This is a genomic window from Vibrio sp. 1F255 (assembly GCF_041439145.1).
In the GTDB taxonomy this organism is placed as follows: Bacteria; Pseudomonadota; Gammaproteobacteria; order Enterobacterales; family Vibrionaceae; genus Vibrio; species Vibrio crassostreae_C.
The window spans coordinates 201,943-224,979 of sequence record NZ_JBGONQ010000002.1; the positions used below are offsets into that span (position 1 = coordinate 201,943).

A 23,037-nucleotide genomic window follows, 5' to 3' on the forward strand; every position below is an offset into this window, starting at 1 on the left:
GTGTGATGTAGCTAGCTTACCTCCCATCTTCAAACAGGGTAGAATATTGCTAGTCTTATCGCATGGAGCGCTAAATGAAACCCATGAAAAATCTTGCCCAGTATTACGTGGATCTACTCGTAAAACTGGGGATTGTCCGCTTTTCTATCTTACTCGCCCTAGCGCTTGTTGCCCTCGCTGTTGTTGTGCAAGTCGGTATCACCCTTGCACTCAAAGGCAATGTTGATGACATCGACATTGTCCGTTCAGTTTTCTTCGGTTTAGTGATCACGCCTTGGGCGGTTTATTTTCTGTCAGTGGTCGTGGACCAGTTGGAAGAATCACGTCAAAGGTTAGCGAAATTGGTCTCTAAACTTGGCGACATGCGTGAGCGAGACCAAGAACTCAACAATAAAATGCAGCTCAATATCGAGAAGCTTAATCAAGAAATTGAAGAGCGTGAAAAAGCGGAAGAAGCGCGCGCAGAAGCAATGCAAGATCTCGAAAACGAGGTGTTCCAGCGCGAGCGTACTCAGCTTGAACTCGCAGAACGTACTGCACTGTTACGCTCGTTTATTGATGCCTCGCCTGACCTTATTTACTACCGTAATGAAGATGGTGTGTTCTCTGGTTGTAACCGTGCGGTTGAAGAGCTCACTGGTAAAACAGAAAAAGAGCTAGTTGGTTTAACTCCTTGGGATGTTTACAGTAAAGAGGTCGCTCAGCAAGTTGTTGAAACCGATAAGAAAGTATTTGCTGACAACCAAGCATTGACTTATGACCAATGGCTTGAATACCCAGATGGCCGCAAGAGTTACTTCGAACTGCGTAAAGTGCCTTTCTACAGCAAAGATGGTCGTCACTTGGGCTTGGTTGGTTTTGGCCGCGATATTACTGAACGTAAAGAGCATCAAGAGTCGTTAGAAAAAGCCAGCCGCGATAAGACCACCTTTATCTCAACTATTAGCCACGAGTTAAGAACGCCGCTCAACGGCATCATTGGCTTGAGCCGCATGCTGCTTGATAGCCAACTGACCACCGAACAGCGCAAGCAGATGCAAACCATCAAGGTGAGCGCGGTGACACTGGGTAATATCTTCAACGATATTATTGATATGGATAAGTTCGACCGCCGTAAGCTTGAACTCTTCCCTACGCCTATTAACTTTGAAGATTTCGTTGTCGAGATCGAAAGTATCTCTGCGTTGATGGCTGAGCAGAAAGGGTTAAGGTTCGATCTAGAAAGATTGTCTGATCTTCCAGCTGCTGTTGAGGTGGATGGTACTCGTCTTAGACAGGTACTGTGGAACCTTGTTAGTAACGCGATGAAGTTCACCAAAGATGGTGGAGTGGTGATGACAGTCAGCGCCGACATTGATGGTGACTTTGCCAACATTACGATGGAAGTGGAAGATACTGGTATTGGTATCCCTGAAAGTGAAATCGAGAAGATCTTCGCGATGTACTATCAGGTGAAATCGGGCACGGACAACTTGCACGCTGTCGGCACGGGTATTGGTCTCGCTGTCTCTCAACAGCTAATTAATATGATGGATGGCCACATTGAAGTCATCAGTGAAGAGGGCTTTGGCAGTACCTTTACGGTTTCGATTCGAGTTCCAGTGAATCACGATACTCAGGCTCTGATCAAAACGCCAAGAAAACAGTCGAATCTTAAGATCTTTATGGTCGAAGACATTGAACTCAATATCACAGTGGCTCGCTCTCTACTTGAAAGCCTTGGCCATGAAGTGACAGTCGTGATGACGGGTAAAGAGGCGCAAATTGCTTTCAATCCTGAAGACTATGATTTGGTGTTGTTGGATATCCAACTGCCAGATATGACGGGTTTCGATATTGCTCAATACTACCGCGAGAAATACAGCCAGCTACCGCCTTTGGTGGCGTTAACTGCGAACGTATTAAACAACAAGCAAGAGTACTTCCAGAAAGGCATGGACGAAGCGATCAGTAAACCTTTGTCGGTTCGAGCTATCCAAGATGTCATCAGTGAACTTATCGAAGATGCACCAGAGGTAATTGAGAAGGTAGCGGGCACCGATAAGGTTGAGAGCATTGATAAAGTCGACGCGAGTAAGCCTGTTCTTTCAGAAATTGATACCACTTTGCTTGATATTGATATGCTAGAGTCTTATGTTGATATTGTTGGACCGAAACCGGTTTTGGATAGCATCGCGATGTTCGAAGATATGATGCCGGAGTATATGGAAATATTGAACTCCAACATGGTCGCGAAAGATAAAGCCAGTATCGTTTCTGAGGCACATAAGATTAAAGGTGCTGCAGGTTCTATTGGTCTGAAACGCATCCAACAAGTTGCCCAGAAAGCTCAATCTCCAGATTTGCCTGCGTGGTGGGAGAACATTTCAGATTGGGTTGATGAGATAAATAACGAATACCAGAATGACATTGAAGTTTTAAAGAGTTGGTTAAATCAAAGGTAGAAGAATAATGAAAAAATTAGCATTCGCCGCATGTGTAGTGGCATTAGCGGGTTGTTCTGCGCCACAAGTAGAATGGCAGCAAGATAATCAAGTCGAAGTATCTGCAGCAACAGTTACCATGAAAAGCAACCTTTGGCACAACAAGATGCCAACGATTGGCGAGACTCAAGATAAGACCCTACATGGTGCTATCTACCTAGAGTCAGACTCACAACTGCCAGCAACGCTTGCGGTTGAAAGTGTTACGGTTAAACAGGGTGCAGACACCTTGTTGGTAACGGCTGACGATCTTGATTTAAGAACACACAGTGAAACTCAATGGGAAGTCGCGTTTGTATGGCAGCTAGAAATCGACAGTGACAAGCCTGTTGATGTGGCGGTGGAACTTAAAGATGGCGAAACCGTGAAGTGGTTAGTAGAGAAAGACGTTAAGGTGGATACGGTTTACTAAAATCTTATCCAATTAAGAACAATAAAAAAGGGAGAATGCGTTGGCATTCTCCCTTTTTAATAACTATTGATGACGCTTCTAGTGTTCAAAACACTTACTGGTGAGTAGTGCTAAATGGTAAGAGGCGCGAATCGAATTAGTCTTCTAGGTCACCACAAAAGCGGTAGCCTTCACCGTGAATCGTTGCGATGATTTCTGGCGTACCAGAAACAGATTCAAAGTGCTTACGAATACGACGGATTGTTACGTCTACAGTACGATCGTGTGGCTTAAGCTCACGGCCAGTCATCTTCTTAAGAAGGTCAGCACGTGTTTGGATCTTACCTGGGTTCTCACAGAAGTGAAGTAGAGCACGGAACTCTGAACGAGGTAGCTTGTAGCCTTCGCCATCTGGGCTAACCAGAGAACGACTGTTGATATCTAGTACCCAACCGTTGAACTCATACTTCTCAACGCTACGCTTCTCTTCTTGAACAGAGCTTGTGCTCATTGAACGGTTCAGAAGGTTGCGTGCACGGATAGTCAGTTCACGAGGGTTGAAAGGCTTAGTGATGTAGTCATCAGCGCCGATCTCTAGGCCAAGGATCTTATCAACTTCATTATCACGACCAGTTAAGAACATAAGCGCTACGTTTGCTTGCTCACGTAGTTCACGCGCAAGTAGTAGGCCATTCTTACCTGGAAGGTTGATGTCCATAATTACAAGGTTAACTTGGTTGTCAGATAGCACTTGGTGCATCTCTTCACCGTCGCTAGCCTCAAAAACAGCATATCCCTCTGCTTCAAAAATACTCTTTAGAGTGTTACGAGTTACTTGCTCATCTTCAACGATAAGAATCTGCGGGGTTTGCATTTGGCGGTACCTAAATTTGTGACGAAACTGTGCTAATAGAATAAATTCTAGGCAAAAACATAACATACAGGTAATGTATTTTTGATGATAACTTAAAGTTTTCAAAAAAACACTTACTTCCAGCTATCTGCCTTCCTTGAAGTATTGCCCAATAACGTAGATCCAGTACGCCTTTCAATCATTCTTTTAGTGATTGGAGTGGATTCTATAATGTTAACAGCATGCTAACAACGCGAGAATGTTAATTCCATTCACTTTGTTGATTTACATCAATTGCCGTATCGCAACAAACTTTAATAGTATGGCTACAACTTAACCAATGTTATGGTGACTATTTAGCACCAAAACAAGAATGATTATTCGAGATGCTTCTCACATCTTGCCTGCTAAAGACCGGATTATGAACCAAGGAAGCTGAAAGCTGTCTTAAGAGTCTAGTAGATAAATATGCTCAATCAACTTTTATTGAGTAATAAATTGAGCATAGAACAATGAAAACAAAGGATTAATTTTAATAACATATAAAAGCATAGAGGCTAGCCTGACATAACCGGTAACGCCTTACTCACGGAGGATATATGCACGATATAACACCCGACTTGTGTGATGAGTTTGAAAGCGAAGTCACCCTACTGAACATGCCATTGCAGAACTTCGGCCAACGTGGTGCGTTCTTTGGAAAAATTGTAACAGTTCGTTGTTATCACGATAATTCCAAGGTTCGCGAGGTTTTAGAGACCGACGGCTGTGGCAAAGTGCTTGTCGTTGACGGAAATGGCTCATGCCAGAAGGCGCTGCTTGGCGATCAACTCGCTATTCTCGCGATAGAAAACGGTTGGGAAGGCGTGATTGTAAACGGTGCGGTGCGTGATGTAGGCATGATGTCGCAAATGGACCTTGGCGTTCAGGCGTTAGGTGCATCGCCATTCAAAACAGAGAAACGCGGTGTCGGCCAAGTGAATGTGACACTCTCTATACATAATCAACTGATTCAGCCTGGTGACTATATTTATGCCGATTGGAATGGCGTGTTAATTTCATCTGAGCTGTTAATTGAATCGTAACTGACTCAAATTGAATGCCGTTGATAGATTAGAACGGGGAATGGTTTGTGATGTACTAAAAGTTTGGATCTCAATCCGCACTAATCTGTTAATAAAGAACAAGCTAAAGAGACTAAAAGCGAAACCCTAGTCCCACTTCAACACCTTGCTGCCACTCTTCATAATCAAGGGTGGCATGCAAATCTAGGTTATCTGTTAGTTGCACTCGGCTGGAAACCTCTGCGGCTACCGATTTCTCATTGTCTTCGGTCTCGTCTTTATAGGTGTGTAGAGAACTGTTAAAAGAGACTCTTTCTGAGAACTGATAACTGACACCACTCAAGAATCCACTTTCCTGTTTCAGTGCCGCACTATTGATACGTGTACCGACGTAAAGATCCACATCTGAAAACAAGCTATAAGAGTAGCCACTGTCTATCTTCCAAGTATCGAAGCTTTCACTCGACGCGTTTTGTGTGGAGATAAAGAATTTATGAGAAGAACTATCGATCTGGCTGGGTAGTAGAGGCAAGCTATTCGCTGAACAAACAACAGGCATAGCAAAAGCCAAAAGAATAAGTAATCTCTTCATTTCCCACTCCTGATGTCATTATTATTGTTCTTCGAACGTTATCGTTCAATTAAAGCACAGAACTTGTACGTTCGCTGCACAATCGATATAGCATTTTGTTATGACTATATATGCAATTGATCACTCTTGCCTGTTCAATGAGTAAATCCAGTATCTTAAGTGAGGGTTTATACAGGGTGTTTTATCCCTTAAATGACGGTTTGCTCTGAAAAACGGTGCGAATGTAAAAAAAACGCAACTTTTCATTGACGTCCAGTGGTAAAAATTGATACACGTAGAGTAAAGCACAAGCAGAGAATTTGATATGCAGCACGTAAGCCACCTAGTAATGACCACAACCATTATTATTACCGACATTAACATTGTTGGGGCAGGCTGCTAAGTAACGGATTTTAAAAAAAAGGCCTGTATCCAACAAGATACAGGCCTTTTTTTGTACCATTTTTATGACTTATGGAGAAAGGGATGCGCGTTTTAAAGTTTGGAGGTTCATCATTAGCTGATGCAGATCGTTTTTTACGAGCGGCTGATATCATCGCTAATAATGCCCAGCAAGAAGAGCTAGCCGTTGTACTATCGGCTCCAGGAAAAACAACCAATAAGTTGGTCGCTGTTATTGAAGCTGCACTGAAAAATGGTGAAGCTGACGCACAGATTACAGAGATCGAATCTTCATTTAACACACTGTTTGCAGAGATCAAAGCGGTCGTGCCTTCTATCTATGGTGCCGCGTTTCAAGAGCAGGTGGATACCTCTCTTGCTCAGCTAAAGCAGTTCGTGAATGGCATCAACCTACTTGGTATGTGCCCGAACCACGTTAATGCTCGCATCATCAGTAAAGGTGAGCGAATCTCTATCCAGTTAATGAAAGCGGTACTGGAAGCGAAAGGCCAACCAGCAAGCCTGATTGACCCTGTCCAATACCTATACGCTAAAGGCGATCACCTTGAAGCTATGGTCGATGTGGATGTCTCTACTCAGAACTTCCAACAATCTCCACTTCCTAAAGGTCACGTTAACATCATGCCTGGCTTTACTGCGGGTAATGAAAAAGGTGAGCTAGTCACACTAGGTCGTAATGGTTCTGACTACTCAGCGGCTGTGTTAGCGGCGTGTCTACGTGCTGATTGCTGTGAAATCTGGACTGATGTCGATGGCGTTTACAACTGTGACCCACGCTTAGTTGATGATGCTCGTCTGCTCAAGTCTCTTAGCTACCAAGAGGCGATGGAGCTTTCTTACTTTGGTGCTTCGGTTCTACACCCGAAAACCATTGCTCCTATTGCGCAATTCCACATTCCTTGTCTGATCAAAAACAGCTTCAACCCACAAGGCGCAGGTACTTTGATTGGCCAAGACACTGGCGAAGATAACCTAGCAATCAAAGGTATTACGACGCTAAGTGACCTAACCATGGTTAACGTATCAGGCCCAGGCATGAAGGGCATGGTAGGTATGGCGAGTCGTGTATTCGGCGCGATGTCTTCTGCTGGCGTTTCTATTGTCCTTATTACTCAATCTTCTTCTGAGTACAGCATCAGCTTCTGTATTGAATCGGCTGATAAGGTGAAAGCGAAACAAGTGTTGTCAGACGCGTTTGAACTTGAACTTAAAGATGGCCTGTTAGAGCCGGTTGAGTTCATGGATGACGTTGCGATTGTAACGCTGGTGGGTGACGGTATGCGCACTTCACGTGGCGTAGCATCTCAGTTCTTCTCTTCTTTAGCTGAAGTGAACGTCAACATTGTTGCTATTGCTCAAGGTTCTTCAGAGCGTGCTATTTCAGCGGTTATCCCTGAAGACAAAATCTCTGAAGCAATCAAAGCGTGTCACGAGAACCTATTTAACTCTAAGCACTTCCTAGATGTATTCGTTGTGGGTGTCGGCGGTGTTGGTGGCGAGCTTGTTGACCAGATCCAACGTCAGCAAGGCAAACTGGCTGAAAAAGGCATCGTGATTCGCGTATGTGGTTTAGCAAACAGTAAAGGTTTGTTGCTAGACAGCGATGGTCTACCGTTAGAGCAGTGGCGTGACCGTATGTCGAGTGCGACTGAAGAGTTCAGCCTAGCGCGTTTAGCGGCTTTGGTTCAACGTAACCACATCATCAACCCAGTATTGGTTGATTGTACGTCTAGCGAAGGTATTGCGGCGCAGTACGCTGATTTCCTAGCGGCTGGTTTCCACGTAGTAACACCAAACAAGAAAGCAAACACAGCAAGCATGGCTTACTACCATCAGCTTCGTGAAGTTGCACGCAACTCACGTCGTAAGCTGATGTACGAGACAACAGTAGGTGCAGGTCTACCGGTCATCGAAAACCTACAGAACCTTATCTCTGCAGGTGATGAACTTGAGAAGTTCAACGGCATTCTTTCAGGTTCACTGTCTTACATCTTCGGCAAGCTTGATGAAGGTATGACACTGAGCCAGGCAACCAATATTGCAAAAGATAACGGCTTCACTGAACCGGATCCTCGAGATGATCTATCTGGTATGGATGTGGCGCGTAAGTTGCTTATTCTTGCTCGTGAAGCAGGCATGGCGCTTGAACTTGAAGATGTTGAAGTAGACCAAGCTCTGCCACCGGGTTTTGATGATTCAGGTACGGTTGAAGAGTTCATGGCTCGCCTACCAGAAGCGGATGCTTACTTCAAAGAGCAGTCAGCTATCGCAGCAGAAGAAGGTAAAGTACTTCGTTATGTGGGTGAAATCGCTGAAGGTAAGTGTAAGGTTCGTATCGCTGCTGTTGATGGCGACGACCCAATGTTCAAGATTAAAGATGGCGAGAACGCATTAGCATTCTACAGCCGTTACTACCAACCAATCCCTCTAGTACTGCGTGGCTACGGCGCGGGTACTGAAGTAACAGCTGCTGGCGTATTCTCTGATGTGATGCGTACTCTTGGTTGGAAATTAGGAGTTTAAGAATGAGTTCAAGTGATATGGATGTTGTCGTTTATGCTCCTGCATCAATCGGTAATGTCAGTGTAGGGTTTGATGTGCTGGGGGCCGCTGTGTCTCCAGTGGATGGCACGCTGCTAGGTGACCGAGTTATGGTTAAAGCCGGTGATGAACCATTCTCACTTAAAACTGCAGGCAGCTTTGTTTCTAAGCTGCCAACTGAAGCAAAAGAAAACATCGTTTACGACTGCTGGGTGGTGTTCTCGAGAGAGCTTGATAAAAAAGGCGTTACGCTAAAGCCTTTAGAAATGACACTAGAAAAGAACATGCCTATCGGTTCAGGTTTGGGTTCTAGTGCATGTTCAATCGTCGCGGCACTGGATGCGCTAAACCGTTTTCACGGTCAGCCCCTGAATGAAACTGAACTGCTTGCTCTGATGGGTGAAATGGAAGGCAAGATTTCAGGTGGTATCCACTACGATAACGTTGCGCCATGTTACCTTGGTGGTGTGCAGCTCATGCTTGAAGAGCTAGGCATCATCAGCCAAGAAGTGCCGTGTTTTGACGACTGGTACTGGGTAATGGCTTATCCGGGTATTAAGGTTTCAACGGCTGAAGCGAGAGAGATCCTACCATCTCAATATCGTCGTCAGGATATTATTGCTCATGGTCGTCACTTAGCGGGCTTTATCCACGCGTGTCATTCAGGTCAACCTGAACTGGCGGCGAAGATGATCAAAGACGTGATCGCTGAACCATATCGTGAGAAACTGCTTCCAGGGTTTGCTGATGCTCGTAAATACGCGCTGTCAGCTGGGGCACTGGCTACTGGTATTTCTGGTAGTGGTCCAACTCTATTTAGCATTTGCAAAGAACAAGATGTCGCCGAGCGTGTTGCACGCTGGTTAGAACAAAATTACGTACAAAATGAAGAAGGATTCGTTCACGTTTGTCGCCTAGATAAGCAGGGTTCGATCGTTACAGGAAGTGAGTTATGAAACTGTACAACATCAAAGAAAATGATGAACAAGTCTCTTTTGGCCAAGCCGTTCGTCAAGGCTTAGGCCGTAATCAAGGTCTATTTTTCCCATCTGAACTGCCAAAGTTTGATGATATCGATGCGCTGCTAGCAGAGGACTTTGTCCCTCGTAGCTCAAAGATTCTGTCAGCATTGATTGGTGATGAATTACCAAAAGAACAGATCGACCAAATGGTGGATGCAGCGTTCCAATTCCCTGCACCAATCAACCAAGTAAAAGACGGCGTTTACGCGCTTGAGCTTTTCCACGGTCCAACACTGGCGTTTAAAGATTTCGGTGGCCGCTTTATGGCTCAATCTTTAGCAGCTGTTTCTGATGGTGGTCAAATCACTATCTTAACGGCAACATCAGGTGATACTGGTGCGGCGGTTGCGCATGCTTTCTACGGCATGGAAGACATCAATGTTGTGATTCTTTACCCGAAAGGCAAGATCAGCCCACTGCAAGAGAAGCTGTTCTGTACGCTTGGCAAGAACATCCACACTGTGGCGATTGATGGTGACTTTGATGCGTGTCAGGCTCTAGTTAAAGACTCATTTGATGACGCTGAACTGCGTAAAGAGATCGGTCTTAATTCGGCAAACTCGATCAACATCAGCCGTTTAATGGCTCAGATCTGTTACTACTTTGAGGCGGCTTCTCAGCTGACTAAAGAGCAACGTGAAAACCTCGTTATCTCTGTACCAAGTGGTAACTTTGGTAACCTAACGGCTGGTCTATTGGCTAAAGCGCTAGGTCTACCTGTTAAGCGTTTTATCGCAGCAACTAACGAAAATGACACTGTTCCTCGTTACCTAGAAACAGGTCAATGGGATCCAAAACCGACTGTTGCGACAACATCGAACGCGATGGACGTAAGCCAACCAAACAACTGGCCTCGTATCGAAGAGCTTTGCCAACTGAAAGGTTGGGGCTTAGATACACTAGGCAAAGGTAAAGTATCTGACGAGCAGAGCGCTGAGTCAGTTCGCGACCTAAAAGCACAAGGTTACCTATGTGAACCACATGGTGCGATTGCTTACCGTCTACTGGAAGAGCAACTGCAAGAGAACGAAACTGGCTTGTTCCTGTGTACAGCACACCCAGCGAAATTCAAAGAAGTAGTTGATGACATCCTAGGTTCTGATATCGAACTGCCTGGCCCGCTAGCAAAACACGCGGCGATGGAATTGTTGTCTGAAGATCTTGATAACGATTTTGAAGCGCTAAAAGCTGTGCTTCGTCGAGTTCAACCGTAACGTCCATTTGTTTTTCGAACAAATAAAAACGGCGCTCAATGAGCGCCGTTTTTGTATTCTAATTTAAGCTCTAAAAATTATAGAGACTCAGTGAACGTACGTGCGATAACGTCACGTTGCTGTTCAGTTGTTAGAGAGTTGAAACGTACAGCGTAACCCGATACACGGATAGTTAGCTGTGGGTAGTTCTCTGGGTGAGCAACTGCGTCTTCTAGCGTTTCACGCTTAAGAACGTTAACGTTTAGGTGTTGACCACCTTCGATGCGTGGTGCTGCTTCGATTGCAACTTCACGGCTTTCGTAGTCGCCTAGGTCTGCAGCTGAGATAACTTGGTCAGCTTCGAAACCTGCAGTAGCAACAACACAACGAGCTTCATTCTTTTCGTTGTCTAGTAGCCAGATTGAGTTTAGTAGGTCATCGTTTGCTGCTTTAGTAATTTGAATACCTTGGATCATAACTATCTCCTAGTCCACTGAATGTGGTTTGATTATGGTGTTAACTTTCGATTTTTATTGAGCTGGGTAATGTATACCTAATATTAGCAAGGTTAACATTGATTTAAGTCAAAAAACAACCAAAAACCATATTTTTACAAAGGTGATTATATTGAGGTAAATCAATAAAACCTTTGAAAACAAAGTAATTACAAAATATTTTAAAGTATAAAAAATATTTAACAGCCATATTTGTTGTAAGTTTACTACATTTGTTGTGTTTTTATTGAACTACAACCGATACGACCCTTTATTTATTAAGCATTCTGAAAGTGTAAAGTGATTTAATGACAAACAATAATTCATCCTCAAAACCGGAAACAAATATTAAGTTTATTGGCGCTCATGTGTCGGCTGCTGGTGGTGTTGATCAGGCGCCTATGCGTGCACGTGAAATAGGTGCCAATGCGTTTGCACTGTTTACCAAGAACCAGAGACAGTGGGCGGCAAAACCACTAGAAGCGAAAACCATTAGTGCCTTTAAAGCCAATTGCAAAATGTTGGGCTACGGTGCTGAGCACATTCTTCCTCATGACTCCTACCTGATTAACCTAGGAGCGCCAGAAGAAGAGAAGCTAGAGAAATCACGCGCGGCTTTTATTGATGAAATGGAGCGTTGTAATCAACTTGGACTAACGCTTTTGAATTTTCATCCTGGGAGTCATTTAAAGAAAATCTCAGAAAGCGAATGTTTGGCGAAGATCGCTGAATCGATCAACCTAGCTCATCAAGCGGTACCTGACGTAATCGCAGTGATCGAGAATACGTCTGGGCAGGGCACTAATCTGGGTTGGAAGTTTGAACATCTAGCCGAGATTATCGAGCAGGTAGAAGATAAGTCACGTGTGGGTGTGTGCTTAGACACCTGCCATACGTTTACTGCTGGCTATGACTTACGTACAAAAGAGGCGTGTGAGCATACTTTTGCTGAGTTCGACCGCATCGTGGGTATGCACTATCTAAGAGCAATGCACATCAATGATTCAAAAGCTGAGTTCGCGAGCCGAGTCGATCGGCACCATTCTTTAGGAAAAGGCGAAATTGGCTGGGATTGTTTTGAGTATATTGCCTCTGATTCTCGCTTTAATGGTATCCCTCTTATCTTGGAAACCATTGATTCGACGATCTGGAAAGAGGAAATTCAACAACTTAGAATGTTTCATCGCTCAGCAACGCTAGCGAGCGAACAAGCGTAATAATAGAGGGGGAAATTTATTTCCGTCTATTTCTAAAAATTGGCACCTTTCTTTCATAGTATTAAAGTGAATATGTAGTTCACGATGTCTTAGAGGAGGTGCCTTTATGTATTCAATCACCCAAACTTCAACTATTGCTGTCGCACGCCGTTTACCTACACCAAACCGTCACGTGCATAACCACGGCCACCATCGTACACAGCAGAAAAGTGGTTAATCGAGATAAGCACAACTTGAACTGATTATTATGATTCATCAACAAGTGAACCCTACACATCATGTTTATTGATAGCTGTATGAGGTATAACTAGAGCCTTATTTAGGACAGTTAGCCGATACAGCTATTTTTTTGTCTGGCGAAAGCCGCTAGAAACCTTGATGATTGGGAAGTAAAACGATGACCGCACCAAAGACTTGGGAATCCATTATTAATGATGAACGTGATAAAGAGTACTTTCAGAGTGTCCTCGCGTTTGTTGAACAGCAACGTAATAGTGGTAAAACCGTCTACCCGCCACAAGAACAGGTGTTCAGTGCCTTTGATATGACGCCTTTCGAATCCGTGCGAGTGGTTATCTTAGGGCAAGATCCTTATCACGGTGCTAACCAAGCTCACGGCTTAGCATTCTCAGTGCTTCCTGGTGTGAAAATCCCACCTTCTCTACGCAATATGTACAAAGAGCTTGCACAAGATATAGAGGGCTTTGAGATTCCTAGTCATGGTTATCTCGATTCTTGGGCATCGCAAGGGGTGTTGATGTTGAACACAGTCCTTACAGTCGAAGAGGCAAAAGCACACTCACATGCTAAGTGTGGCTGGGAAACCTTTACCGATGCCATTATTGCTGAGCTCAATCAGCGCTCTGAACCGATCATCTTTTTGTTGTGGGGCGCACACGCCCAGAAGAAAGGTCAAGCGATTGATGACGACAAGCATCATGTGTTGGTTGCACCTCACCCATCGCCATTATCGGCACGCCGTGGATTCTTCGGTTGTCAGCATTTCTCTACAACCAACAAGCTGCTTTCTTCTATGGATCAACAACCTATTGACTGGCGTTTACCAACAGAAGTGTAGGTTGGTGGTTTTCTGAGCAGGGTCAAATCATAAATCAGCATATTCGTATACACTTATAAATAGTAGATGTAATGGAGTGCAATACTATGATGATTGAAAGGATAAGACGAGAGCATGGCTATATGGCTCGTTTACTCGCGATACTCAACAGTAAGTTAGAGTTTCTGAAACAGGAGCGAGAAATAAACTATAGCCTGATCGCAGAGGTGGTTCATTACCTTATGAACCATTCAGACAAAGTGCATCACCCTAAAGAAGACGTCATTTATCGCTACTATCTTAAGCAATATGGCAGCGAGCAAGCGATTGAAGACTTGGAGTTAGAGCATCAATTGCTTTCTGAGAAAACGGCGGACTTTTTAGGTTTGGTCGATATGATCCTTCAAGATGCGGTGGTTCCTCAGCAAGTCTTTATTGAGCAGCTTGAAGCGTTTGTTAAGGCTCAGCGAAAGCACATGGAATATGAAGAGAAGCATGTGCTACCCATGATTGTTGAGGCGTTCACGGTGAAAGATTGGCAAGAAGTGGAGTCTCAATGGCTTCAACCGGAAGATGACCCTGTTTTTGGAGAGACCATCGCCGATCAATATCGCCAACTCGCGGCTCGGGTTCGACAAAATGAACAAGAGTGTGTTTAGCCCGTTGTAATGTTGAGGTGCACCTATTTTAGGTGTCCTCTATATTAGAGGGTTGGTTTCCAAATGGCGCTTTGAGCGGATTAACTACCTCAAAAAATAAAAAAGGCACCTATAATATAGGTGCCTTTTGCTATCTGATTTCTTATCGTGCTGATTAAAGTTTTATATCGTCAAGGCTAAAATCAAGACCTAGGTTCATCTCTCTCAGCTCTTTCTCAAGCTGCCTACGATCGTTGATGGCTTCGATTTCACGCCACTTACGCTTGAGTGGTTTCGAGCGTGATTTTTGAGTTACACGAGGCATTTCTAGTTCTGATACTTCATCGAATTGAAAGCTATCCATAAGCCATATCTCCTTCCGTGGGACTAGTTCTTACGAACCAATAAATATCATATTTAGGTTCACAATAACTTTGATTTGTTTCTCATTTGTTTCAAATCCATGAAGCTTTTGTTCTATTTTCTTATGCATGCTCACACATTGTGATAATTATTATGTATAAAAAACAGGCAAACAAACCTAAGTAAACGATTAAATTGGGGGTTATTGAATGTTAATTCATTGTGCGAATGGAATAGCGTTTTGACTACAATGCATTGAAGTGCACATGGTACCGTGCGGTATAGGGATCTCATTGGCCTAGAAAAAAACGAAGATCTTCACTATACCTTGTAAAACCTAGGCTGACGTCATTTTTATAGGATGGTGTTCTTGTTGGGGTAGTGCCGTGGCTGTTGTTGATATTATGTCCCGATAATGTGACTTTTATTGGGCTGCATTGTTGAAAGTTGTGTTAACAAAAGGTGTGTTATTAGTGAAATGTCATTTTAATATAAGTGTATTTGCATATTGATTTTTAGGCCGTCTCGCTGCATTATCCGCCCGTCAAAAAATACACTGATACGTAAAATGGATGCATGAAGCGACATTTACAGTCTCAATCGCCGCAAGAATATAACAAGAGTGCCGACACAACATTGACAGAGGCATAGGCGATTAAGAGGAAGGCTAGGAAGCATGATCGGTGCTTAAACTCAATTACGAGGTTCACGTGACAGACTTAATCAATTTGATGAACGATCTCCTTTGGGGATCTATCTTAGTTTACTTACTGGTTGGTGTGGGTATCTACTTCACTGTACGACTAGGCTTCATTCAATTCCGCCATTTCGGCCACATGTTCTCTGTTCTTAGAAACAGCCGTAAAGCAGACAGTGCTGGTATCTCTTCTTTCCAAGCTCTTTGTACTAGTCTCGCTGCTCGTGTAGGTACGGGTAACATGGCAGGTGTTGCTGTAGCACTAACCGCTGGTGGCCCTGGTGCTATCTTCTGGATGTGGCTAATCGCAATGCTAGGTATGGCAACATCGTTTGCAGAAAGCACACTGGCACAGCTATACAAAACGCGTGATAACGACGGTAACTACCGCGGCGGCCCTGCATACTACATGGAGAAAGGCCTAGGCATGCGTTGGATGGGGGTTCTATTCTCTATCTTCCTCATCATTGCATTTGGTCTTGTATTCAACGCGGTTCAAGCGAACGCGATTGCAAGCGCAATGAATACGGCATTCGACCTTGAGCGTAGCTACGTTGGTGTTGGTATCGTAATCATCTCTGCGTTCGTTATCTTCGGTGGTATCCGTAAGATTGCACGCACAGCAGAAATCATCGTTCCAATCATGGCATTGGCTTACCTAGCGATCGCTATGTACGTGATGTTCGCGAACATCGAGAAAGTGCCTGAAGTACTGGCTCTTATCTTCAAGAGTGCATTCGGTCTGCAAGAAGCAGCAGCGGGTGGCCTAGGTTACGCAATCGCACAAGCGATGATTAACGGCATCAAACGTGGTTTGTTCTCGAACGAAGCGGGTATGGGTTCTGCGCCAAACGCAGCAGCTTCTGCTACGCCTTACCCACCGCACCCAGCATCACAAGGTTACGTGCAAATGCTAGGCGTGTTCATGGATACCATTGTTATCTGTTCAGCAACAGTCGCAATCATCCTGATGTCTGGTGAGTACGTACCACACGGTGAAGTAACGGGTATCGAACTAACGCAACGTGCACTAACAGCACAAGTGGGCGAATGGGGCGGCATTTTTGTAGCGGTAGCGATTTTCTTCTTCGCTTTCACTTCAATCATTGCAAACTACTCGTACGCTGAAACGAACCTTATCTTCCTTGAGCACAACAACAAGAAGGGCCTAGTGCTGTTCCGTATCGTTGTTCTGGGTATGGTTATGTTCGGTTCTCTAGCGACGTTACCAACGGTATGGGCACTGGCTGACGTATCGATGGGCCTAATGGCGATTGTTAACTTGGTGGCGATTATCCTGCTATCAGGTATCGTGATTAAGTTAGCGAAAGACTACAACCGCCAACTAGACGCGGGTAAAGTACCAACATTCGATTCGAATGACTTCCCAGAGCTTAAGTCTCAGCTGGAAGACGGTATTTGGGACAACAACAAGAAGTAATCTTGTTGGAGCGATAAACGGCTCATCCTAAAGTGATTAGAAAGGCTAAGGTTTCGACCTTAGCCTTTTTGTTTGCCTGTCATTTGTCTCATTCTGTCTATCGAAGCTCATTCTCCCTATCGAAGTAATAGGAAGAGTCATAAAGACAAGTTGATGTTTTTTCTATACTCTAGCAGCATCCAGTTAGATAACCGATTAGGGTAAAGTTATGTTAGTTGTCGTTTCTCCAGCCAAAACACTTGATTACGAATCACCATTAGCGACGGAACGCTTTAGTCAGCCTGAGTTTGTTGAACACTCTGCTGAGCTGATTGAAGAGTGCCGCAAACTGACGCCAGTAGATATTTCTGCACTGATGAAAGTCAGCGATAAAATCGCAGGGTTGAACGTAGCGCGCTTTGAGCAGTGGAGCGAGACCTTTACCCAAGACAACGCACGCCAAGCAATCCTAGCCTTTAAAGGCGATGTATACACTGGCCTAGACGCTGAAACGCTATCGGATGAAGATTTTGACTACGCACAAGACCACCTGCGCATGCTTTCTGGGTTATATGGCTTGCTTAAGCCATTAGATTTGATGCAGCCATACCGCCTAGAGATGGGTACACGCTTAGCCAATGCTCGTGGTACTAACTTGTACCAGTTCTGGGGCAACATAATCACAGACAAGCTGAATGAAGCGTTGAATGCTCAAGGCGACAATGTGTTGATCAACTTGGCGTCTAACGAATACTTTAAAGCCGTGAAGCCGAAGAACTTGGATGGCCAAGTGATTACCCCTGTATTCAAAGACTGCAAGAACGGTCAGTACAAGGTGATCAGTTTCTACGCGAAGAAAGCGCGTGGCATGATGGCTCGCTACATCATCGAGAACAAGATCGACTCGGTTGAGGCGCTGACCCAGTTTGATACGGCGGGCTACTACTTCGTTGAAGAAGAGTCGAACGCGAAAGAGCTTGTCTTTAAGCGCGAAGAGCAAAACTAGTAGTCCTTGGCTAACGAGTAGCTCTCGGTTTTAGCCTGATAACAGACCAGATAGAGAAAAGCCCCATGCAGCGAACTGCATGGGGCTTTTTTATTGAATCGTTGAAGCTGGTAGATTACTTCTTCTTTGCTGCTTTCTTTTTCTTCGCGATTTTTTTCTTCTTCGCGATTTTTTGTTTCTCTACCGCTTTCTTATCTTCTTTCTTCGGCTTCTTCTTCTTAGTCACGGCCGCTTTCTTATGCGTAGGGCGCATGCCTTCAATAAAGCGTTCTTTGATTGGTTCGTCTGTGTAACGAGCCACACGCTCAATCATTAGTTGATCGTGCGCTTCAATGATAGAAACCGCGTTACCTTTTTTACCAGCACGAGCAGTACGGCCAATACGGTGTAGGTATACGTCAGCAGTACGTGGCATGTCGTAGTTGATTACGTGGCTTACGTCTGGAAGGTCGATACCACGAGCAGCAACGTCAGTCGCTAGTAGTACGTTTACAGAGCCGTCACGGAAACGAGCAATCGCGTTGTTACGACGATCTTGAGGCATTTCACCTTGGATCCACGCACATGGGATTTGCGCGCTTTCAAGTTGAGCTCGTAGATCACCTAGACGATCACGCGTCTTCAAGAATACGATGCTGCGCTCAGCTTGCTCTGTGATGACGTGCTTTAGGATGTTTAGCTTGTGCTCTGCCGTGTCTGCACGGTGATACCACTGAGTGATCTTCTTACGCTCACGAAGTGATGATTTCGCATCGATCTCCGCTGGGTTTTTAAGTAGATCTTCAGTGAAGCCTTCAATGCCTTTACCTTCTAGTGTTGCTGAGAACAGTAAAGTTTGTTTACGCCAGCGACACTCTGCAGACAGACGGTCAACAACAGGACCAAAGCCCATGTCTAGCATGCGGTCGGCTTCATCTAGAACCAGCCATTCAATCGCACGACAGTCAAAACGCTCGCCTTCAATGTATTCCATCAAACGGCCAGGTGTTGCTACTACGATATCTTGAGTTGTACTTAAGATATCTGCGTGCTCTTGGTACATAACACCGCCCGTGATCGTGAAGATATTTAGGCTGGTGTATTTAGCAAGCTCACGTGCTTGTTCGGTGATCTGCATTGCTAGCTCACGCGTTGGCGTCAGGATAAGCATACGTGCAGGGCCAGATTTCTTACGTGGGAAATCCAGTAGGTATTGCAGTGCTGGCAATACAAATGATGCTGTTTTACCAGTACCTGTTGGCGCAGAAGCCAAAACGTCTCTTCCATCTAACGCTTGTGGGATTGCTTCAGCTTGTATCTGTGTTGGACGTTCGTAGCCCATTTCGTCAATTGCTTTAAGCAGCTCTTGGTTTAGATCGAGTTCTGCAAAGGTTCTGATCACTGTTGTTTCTCCACAAGCAATAAATGTTTCTGCCTCAAAAAGCAGACGATAAAAAAGAGTAGTCGGACATTATAGAAGCATTAGTGATTAGGATCACATGGTATTTGCTACATCTTGAGATAAAAATCTTTAGTGAGCGCAATAAATGCTTCGCTATAACCACCTTGATGGTGAATTGTAAGCGATTCACGCTGCAAATCTTGCTCGCAAGCAGGATCTTTAGATAACTCGAATAAAATTCGGCTAGCTGGCTTTTTATCTGTTGTTTTTACATCAAGGCGTTTTGCTAGATACCAACCACATTGCTCGGCAAGCTTGATAAAACCTTCCCCCTCAGGCGTCGGTAGGATGAAACTGGCAGTCGCGGCGTCGGTTGTTATCTCGAAACAACGCTGGGCAAGCGCTAAATGATCCAAGCTGTCGGTGTGCCTGGCGGTGGCTCTTTGGCTTTGCTGCGCCTGTTCTCCAGAGTTGAAGTAGGGTGGGTTACAGATGATCGCATCAAACCTTTGTGGAAAGTCGGCTGTTAACACGCTGCCGTGATCAAGGGAGATACGATTTTGCCAAGGCGACTGCTCAATATTGACAGTGGCAGCATCAATAGCGTGTTGATCAATATCTATCGCAGAGATTGAAGCATCTTCAAAACGCTGCGCAGCCATCAAAGCCAGCAGACCTGTCCCGGTTCCAATATCGAGTACACATGATCTTTGTGGCAGGCTTACCCACGCGCCAAGTAATACGCCATCGGTACTGACTGGCATACCGCTTTTCCCGCCGTAAATTGAGAATTGCTTAAAATTGAAGCTTTTAGTTTGCACTGTTTTGTCTTTCATTAATGTTCTGAGTATCGAGATATTTTAAGTGATTAGCTCTAATGTTAACCGCTTGTATGAGTTAATGTTCTGCTTGAAAAAATATTGTTGTGCATTATGGTTAGTTTATAATTGTGGCTATTTTTCTATAGCTAGTGGAATCCACTGCTTTTTGTTCTAATATGCAAATTTATATGGTGTTTTTGTGTGGTGACTTGCAGCTAGTCAGTTGTTTCGTCATTATGCGCGACTATTTTATAGATTGATTGGCAGCTTTGAGCTGTAACATTCATGTAAGCACAACATAAATTCATAAATATAATTAAGGATTATCTGTGAAACAGAGTCTAAAACTAACAGATATAATGGCATTGGGCTTTATGCTTTTTGCGTTTTTCTTGGGTGCGGGTAACATCATCTTCCCACCTCTAGCTGGCCAATTAGCCGGTGATCACTTCCTTCCAGCGATGTCTGGTTTTCTGCTGACTGCCGTTGGTCTGCCCTTAATCACTATCGTCGCGGTCGCAGTGGCTGGTGGCTCTTGGGGTCACTTAACTAAAGATCTTCCTAAGAAAGCAGCAACCATCATGGCTGTACTGATCTTTATTATTATCGGTCCTGCATTTGCTGCACCGCGTACTGGCCTTGTTGCCTATGAGATGGCGGTGAAACCGTTCTTCATCGATGCCTCTCAAGCTCACCTAACTCTCTTTTCGATTGCATTTTTTGCAGTAGCGATGTTCTTCTCATGGTCGCAAGGTAAGCTTATTGACGTCATTGGTAAGGTGCTAACACCTGCACTGTTCGTTGGTTTGGTTGTGCTGGCGATTGCTGTATTCGTTAACCCTCAAGGCGATATTCTTGCGGCTCACGGTGAGTACATCACTCAACCACTAACCAAAGGTTTCCTTGAAGGCTACAACACCATGGATACTTTTGCTTCTTTGATGTTTGGTATGCTGATTGTTGATGCGATTCGTAGCAAGGGCATTACTGACCGTGCAGCGACGACTAAGTACCTAATTAGCGCGGGTTGTATTGCCGCAGCGGGTCTGGCGTTTGTTTACATCTCTCTATTTTTCCTAGGCGCAACAAGTGCAACAGTCGCAGCTGGTGCAGACAATGGCGGTGCTATTTTAAGCCTATACGTTCAATCGTTGTTTGGTCCTTCTGGTCAGCTAGTGCTTTCTGTGATCGTACTATTAGCATGTCTAACTACGGCGATTGGCCTTGTGTCAGCATGTTCTGATTACTTCAGCTCGCTAACGCCTCTGTCTTACAAGACTTGGGTAATCATCAATGGTGTAGCTTGTGCAACCGTTGCGAACGTTGGTCTTTCTCAACTGATTTCTCTGTCTGTTCCAGTACTGTTTGCACTGTACCCAGTCGCTATCGCGTTGGTTGCTCTGACATTCTTACGTAGCCGTTTCCCTAATCCAAAAGTGGCTTACCGCGTAGTAGTATTAGTGTCACTGCTGTTTGCTCTTATTGATGGCGCTAAAGTAGCGGGTGTAGACGTGTCTGCACTTAAGATGCTGCCACTGTTTGAGATCGGTATGGGTTGGTTGCTTCCAACGACTGCTGCAATCATCTGTATGTTCTTCGTTGGTAAATCAACAGAGCAAGAGATGGCTGAGGAGACTTTTTAATCTTCCGTTGAGATTAGATTGTCTTTCGAGATGAAATAGAAAAGGCCTCATTACTTCGCAGTAATGAGGCCTTTTTGTATTCTGTGGTCTTTTTATATCCAGCTAGTTACTTGGTTAGCTACTTAGCCGGGAGTACTTCTGTTTGGTTATAGCTTTTCGCTGTACTCAACCAGTACTTGCTCAACCCAGCTTGCGATACGGTCGTCGCTTAGCTCGTATTGTGAATCTTCATCAAGCGCCAAACCAACGAATTGAGATTTGTCTTCGGTTAACGCTTTAGACGCTTCGAACTCGTAGCTGTCATCGTTTGGCCAGAAGCCAACAAACTCTGCACCCGCGGTTTTCAGTTCATCATGCAATAGACCCATCGCATCTAGGAACCATTCGCCGTAGCCTTCTTGGTCACCCAAACCAAACAGAGCCACAACCTTGCCTTTCATAGGCGTGGTTGCGATGTCTTCCCACAGTTCATTCCAATCTTCTTGGATTTCACCGAAGTCCCAAGTCGAGATGCCCAGCAATAAAAGGTCGTAGTCCGCCATCAATGAAAGAGGGCTTTCTTTCACGTTATGGATATCAACTAGGTCTTCACCAATAATGCCGCGAATTTTCTCTGCTGCCATTTCTGTGTAGCAGGTGGTTGAGCCGTAAAATAATCCAATTTTCATAGCAAACGTTCGATTTTAATTTCAGATGGCGAATTCTAACCATAAATCGACTTCGATTGCAGCGATTATCCGCTCAAGTCGTAATTTTTATGGCATTCATATTTGCTCTGGCATACTCTCAAAACAGTTTCCAATATTGTGAGTAACACTATGCAGTCGCCTCAAGGGCAGAGCGCAGACCACGGTCTCGTTGAGCAGTTTTTAGATGCTATGTGGATGGAGCGAGGATTATCGGAGAATACGCTTGTCTCGTACCGTACCGATTTGTCCAAGTTATTAGCGTGGATGGAAAAGAACAATTACCGCCTCGACTTCATTAGCCTTTCAGGTTTACAGGATTATCAAGGCTGGTTAGCCGACGCCGATTTTAAGCAGACCTCTCGTGCCCGTATGTTGTCGGCGATTCGTCGCTTGTTCCAATATTTGCACCGCGAGAAAATCAGAGGCGATGATCCAAGTGCCTTGTTGATCAGCCCGAAGCTGCCGCAACGCTTGCCGAAAGATTTGAGCGAAGAGCAGGTTGATGCTTTGCTCGATGCGCCAGATCCGAACGATCCGATTGAGCTTCGCGATAAGGCGATGCTTGAGTTACTCTATGCAACCGGTTTGCGTGTGACAGAACTGGTTAGCTTGACGATGGAAAACATCAGCCTAAGACAGGGCGTGGTGCGTGTTATTGGTAAGGGTGGCAAAGAGCGCTTAGTACCAATGGGCGAAAATGCGGTGGATTGGATAGAGACTTTTATTGAACAAGGTCGTCCACATCTACTTGGCGAAAACAGTTCTGATGTGGTTTTTCCGAGTAAACGCGCCAAGCAAATGACCCGTCAGACGTTCTGGTATCGTATTAAGCACTACTCGGTCGTCGCTGGGATCGATACAGAGCTGTTGTCACCACACGTATTGAGACACGCTTTTGCGACGCATTTACTGAACTATGGCGCAGATCTCAGGGTCGTACAGATGTTACTTGGGCATAGTGACTTATCGACAACCCAAATTTATACTCACGTGGCGACTGAAAGGCTGAAGCAAATTCACGCGCAGCATCACCCACGTGCTTAAATCCATTTATTTTTAAGGTGAACTTA

The 23,037-nt window shown here is 44.7% G+C and carries 20 protein-coding genes, 1 pseudogene and 1 other annotated feature; of the genes and pseudogenes, 13 read left to right on the forward strand and 8 right to left on the reverse strand.

All coding sequences use genetic code 11. From position 1 onward, the window contains the following. Positions 1-74: 74 nt before the first annotated feature. Both arcB and ACED41_RS02430 read left to right on the forward strand, forming a co-directional pair. On the forward strand, positions 75-2,444 hold the full coding sequence (gene arcB, locus ACED41_RS02425) for an aerobic respiration two-component sensor histidine kinase ArcB (RefSeq protein WP_017062885.1): 2,370 nt from the start codon (positions 75-77) through the stop codon (positions 2,442-2,444). Positions 2,445-2,451: 7 nt separating this feature from the next. Then, the gene (locus ACED41_RS02430) at positions 2,452-2,895 is read left to right on the forward strand and encodes a hypothetical protein (RefSeq protein WP_017062884.1); all 444 of its coding nucleotides are present in this window, start codon (positions 2,452-2,454) and stop codon (positions 2,893-2,895) included. 136 nt (positions 2,896-3,031) lie between these two features. On the opposite strand, the gene arcA is transcribed toward ACED41_RS02430, so the two are convergent. Together arcA and ACED41_RS02440 are read right to left on the reverse strand one after the other, a co-directional pair. Beyond that, a complete protein-coding gene (arcA, locus tag ACED41_RS02435; RefSeq protein WP_004741534.1) occupies positions 3,032-3,748 on the reverse strand; it encodes a two-component system response regulator ArcA in 717 nt (238 codons plus the stop codon). A gap of 429 nt (positions 3,749-4,177) precedes the next feature. Beyond that, positions 4,178-4,279, reverse strand: a pseudogene (locus ACED41_RS02440) (ribonuclease activity regulator protein RraA); the annotation flags it as partial. Between the two features lie 47 nt (positions 4,280-4,326). Here ACED41_RS02440 and ACED41_RS02445 point away from each other — a divergent pair. Next, positions 4,327-4,812 carry a putative 4-hydroxy-4-methyl-2-oxoglutarate aldolase gene (locus ACED41_RS02445; protein ID WP_017059310.1) on the forward strand — a complete coding sequence of 162 codons (486 nt, stop codon included), beginning with the start codon at positions 4,327-4,329 and terminating at the stop codon, positions 4,810-4,812. A 112-nt stretch (positions 4,813-4,924) separates the two neighbouring features. Here the strand turns inward: ACED41_RS02445 and ACED41_RS02450 are convergent, their stop codons facing one another. Further along, positions 4,925-5,383, reverse strand: coding sequence for a hypothetical protein (locus ACED41_RS02450; RefSeq protein WP_017070076.1), 459 nt, complete (start codon positions 5,381-5,383; stop codon positions 4,925-4,927). A 317-nt stretch (positions 5,384-5,700) separates the two neighbouring features. After that, positions 5,701-5,819: a sequence feature (Thr leader region), on the forward strand. A 29-nt stretch (positions 5,820-5,848) separates the two neighbouring features. Between ACED41_RS02450 and thrA the strand changes: the two genes are divergently transcribed. The 3 genes from thrA to thrC are packed head-to-tail and all read left to right on the forward strand — an operon-like array spanning position 5,849 to position 10,562. Next, positions 5,849-8,308 carry a bifunctional aspartate kinase/homoserine dehydrogenase I gene (thrA, locus tag ACED41_RS02455; protein WP_371724413.1) on the forward strand — a complete coding sequence of 820 codons (2,460 nt, stop codon included), beginning with the start codon at positions 5,849-5,851 and terminating at the stop codon, positions 8,306-8,308. 17 nt (positions 8,309-8,325) lie between these two features. Further along, a complete protein-coding gene (gene thrB / locus ACED41_RS02460) occupies positions 8,326-9,282 on the forward strand; it encodes a homoserine kinase (protein WP_032545653.1) in 957 nt (318 codons plus the stop codon). Then, positions 9,279-10,562 (forward strand): threonine synthase, encoded by a 1,284-nt coding sequence (thrC, locus tag ACED41_RS02465; protein WP_017059314.1) that lies wholly within the window; start codon positions 9,279-9,281, stop codon positions 10,560-10,562. Before thrB ends, thrC begins: the two co-directional genes overlap by 4 nt. A gap of 77 nt (positions 10,563-10,639) precedes the next feature. On the opposite strand, the gene grcA is transcribed toward thrC, so the two are convergent. Then, positions 10,640-11,017 carry an autonomous glycyl radical cofactor GrcA gene (grcA, locus tag ACED41_RS02470; protein WP_371724414.1) on the reverse strand — a complete coding sequence of 126 codons (378 nt, stop codon included), beginning with the start codon at positions 11,015-11,017 and terminating at the stop codon, positions 10,640-10,642. A 326-nt stretch (positions 11,018-11,343) separates the two neighbouring features. Between grcA and nfo the strand changes: the two genes are divergently transcribed. The 3 genes from nfo to ACED41_RS02485 all read left to right on the forward strand — a co-directional run bounded on the left by nfo (position 11,344) and on the right by ACED41_RS02485 (position 13,968). Then, positions 11,344-12,252 carry a deoxyribonuclease IV gene (gene nfo, locus ACED41_RS02475; protein ID WP_102319761.1) on the forward strand — a complete coding sequence of 303 codons (909 nt, stop codon included), beginning with the start codon at positions 11,344-11,346 and terminating at the stop codon, positions 12,250-12,252. Between the two features lie 397 nt (positions 12,253-12,649). After that, the gene (ung, locus tag ACED41_RS02480) at positions 12,650-13,330 is read left to right on the forward strand and encodes a uracil-DNA glycosylase (RefSeq protein ID WP_017059317.1); all 681 of its coding nucleotides are present in this window, start codon (positions 12,650-12,652) and stop codon (positions 13,328-13,330) included. 86 nt (positions 13,331-13,416) lie between these two features. Continuing rightward, on the forward strand, positions 13,417-13,968 hold the full coding sequence (locus ACED41_RS02485; RefSeq protein WP_017070073.1) for a hemerythrin domain-containing protein: 552 nt from the start codon (positions 13,417-13,419) through the stop codon (positions 13,966-13,968). A gap of 154 nt (positions 13,969-14,122) precedes the next feature. Here the strand turns inward: ACED41_RS02485 and ACED41_RS02490 are convergent, their stop codons facing one another. Beyond that, the gene (locus ACED41_RS02490) at positions 14,123-14,311 is read right to left on the reverse strand and encodes a DUF3545 family protein (protein ID WP_017059319.1); all 189 of its coding nucleotides are present in this window, start codon (positions 14,309-14,311) and stop codon (positions 14,123-14,125) included. A gap of 709 nt (positions 14,312-15,020) precedes the next feature. Here ACED41_RS02490 and ACED41_RS02495 point away from each other — a divergent pair. After that, the gene (locus ACED41_RS02495) at positions 15,021-16,448 is read left to right on the forward strand and encodes a sodium:alanine symporter family protein (protein WP_032545312.1); all 1,428 of its coding nucleotides are present in this window, start codon (positions 15,021-15,023) and stop codon (positions 16,446-16,448) included. A 208-nt stretch (positions 16,449-16,656) separates the two neighbouring features. Then, complete coding sequence (gene yaaA / locus ACED41_RS02500) at positions 16,657-17,433, forward strand: peroxide stress protein YaaA (protein WP_017059322.1); 777 nt, start codon at positions 16,657-16,659, stop codon at positions 17,431-17,433. A gap of 115 nt (positions 17,434-17,548) precedes the next feature. Here yaaA and srmB read toward each other — a convergent pair whose 3' ends face one another. Together srmB and ACED41_RS02510 are read right to left on the reverse strand one after the other, a co-directional pair. Next, complete coding sequence (srmB, locus tag ACED41_RS02505; protein WP_017059323.1) at positions 17,549-18,814, reverse strand: ATP-dependent RNA helicase SrmB; 1,266 nt, start codon at positions 18,812-18,814, stop codon at positions 17,549-17,551. Positions 18,815-18,921: 107 nt separating this feature from the next. Further along, complete coding sequence (locus ACED41_RS02510; RefSeq protein WP_017059324.1) at positions 18,922-19,650, reverse strand: tRNA1(Val) (adenine(37)-N6)-methyltransferase; 729 nt, start codon at positions 19,648-19,650, stop codon at positions 18,922-18,924. 314 nt (positions 19,651-19,964) lie between these two features. Between ACED41_RS02510 and brnQ the strand changes: the two genes are divergently transcribed. Then, positions 19,965-21,278, forward strand: a complete 1,314-nt coding sequence (brnQ, locus tag ACED41_RS02515; protein ID WP_371724415.1) for a branched-chain amino acid transport system II carrier protein — start codon at positions 19,965-19,967, stop codon at positions 21,276-21,278. 146 nt (positions 21,279-21,424) lie between these two features. On the opposite strand, the gene fldB is transcribed toward brnQ, so the two are convergent. Beyond that, entirely contained in the window at positions 21,425-21,946 is a 522-nt protein-coding gene (gene fldB, locus ACED41_RS02520; protein ID WP_017062875.1) for a flavodoxin FldB, read from the reverse strand. Positions 21,947-22,096: 150 nt separating this feature from the next. Here fldB and xerD point away from each other — a divergent pair, with 150 nt between their 5' ends. After that, positions 22,097-23,011, forward strand: a complete 915-nt coding sequence (xerD, locus tag ACED41_RS02525; RefSeq protein WP_017059327.1) for a site-specific tyrosine recombinase XerD — start codon at positions 22,097-22,099, stop codon at positions 23,009-23,011. Positions 23,012-23,037 lie beyond the last annotated feature (26 nt).

What these genes read in the sequence shown, in the direction of transcription:
- ACED41_RS02445 (WP_017059310.1), top strand. Translation starts at nt 4,327, where the DNA reads ATGCACGATATAACACCCGACTTGTGTGATGAGTTTGAAAGCGAAGTC.
- nfo (WP_102319761.1), top strand. Translation starts at nt 11,344, where the DNA reads ATGACAAACAATAATTCATCCTCAAAACCGGAAACAAATATTAAGTTT.
- arcA (WP_004741534.1), bottom strand. Translation starts at nt 3,748, where the DNA reads ATGCAAACCCCGCAGATTCTTATCGTTGAAGATGAGCAAGTAACTCGT.
- grcA (WP_371724414.1), bottom strand. Translation starts at nt 11,017, where the DNA reads ATGATCCAAGGTATTCAAATTACTAAAGCAGCAAACGATGACCTACTA.
- thrA (WP_371724413.1), top strand. Translation starts at nt 5,849, where the DNA reads ATGCGCGTTTTAAAGTTTGGAGGTTCATCATTAGCTGATGCAGATCGT.
- ACED41_RS02490 (WP_017059319.1), bottom strand. Translation starts at nt 14,311, where the DNA reads ATGGATAGCTTTCAATTCGATGAAGTATCAGAACTAGAAATGCCTCGT.
- ACED41_RS02485 (WP_017070073.1), top strand. Translation starts at nt 13,417, where the DNA reads ATGATGATTGAAAGGATAAGACGAGAGCATGGCTATATGGCTCGTTTA.
- ung (WP_017059317.1), top strand. Translation starts at nt 12,650, where the DNA reads ATGACCGCACCAAAGACTTGGGAATCCATTATTAATGATGAACGTGAT.
- thrB (WP_032545653.1), top strand. Translation starts at nt 8,326, where the DNA reads ATGGATGTTGTCGTTTATGCTCCTGCATCAATCGGTAATGTCAGTGTA.
- ACED41_RS02450 (WP_017070076.1), bottom strand. Translation starts at nt 5,383, where the DNA reads ATGAAGAGATTACTTATTCTTTTGGCTTTTGCTATGCCTGTTGTTTGT.
- fldB (WP_017062875.1), bottom strand. Translation starts at nt 21,946, where the DNA reads ATGAAAATTGGATTATTTTACGGCTCAACCACCTGCTACACAGAAATG.
- xerD (WP_017059327.1), top strand. Translation starts at nt 22,097, where the DNA reads ATGCAGTCGCCTCAAGGGCAGAGCGCAGACCACGGTCTCGTTGAGCAG.
- arcB (WP_017062885.1), top strand. Translation starts at nt 75, where the DNA reads ATGAAACCCATGAAAAATCTTGCCCAGTATTACGTGGATCTACTCGTA.
- thrC (WP_017059314.1), top strand. Translation starts at nt 9,279, where the DNA reads ATGAAACTGTACAACATCAAAGAAAATGATGAACAAGTCTCTTTTGGC.
- ACED41_RS02510 (WP_017059324.1), bottom strand. Translation starts at nt 19,650, where the DNA reads ATGAAAGACAAAACAGTGCAAACTAAAAGCTTCAATTTTAAGCAATTC.
- ACED41_RS02430 (WP_017062884.1), top strand. Translation starts at nt 2,452, where the DNA reads ATGAAAAAATTAGCATTCGCCGCATGTGTAGTGGCATTAGCGGGTTGT.
- yaaA (WP_017059322.1), top strand. Translation starts at nt 16,657, where the DNA reads ATGTTAGTTGTCGTTTCTCCAGCCAAAACACTTGATTACGAATCACCA.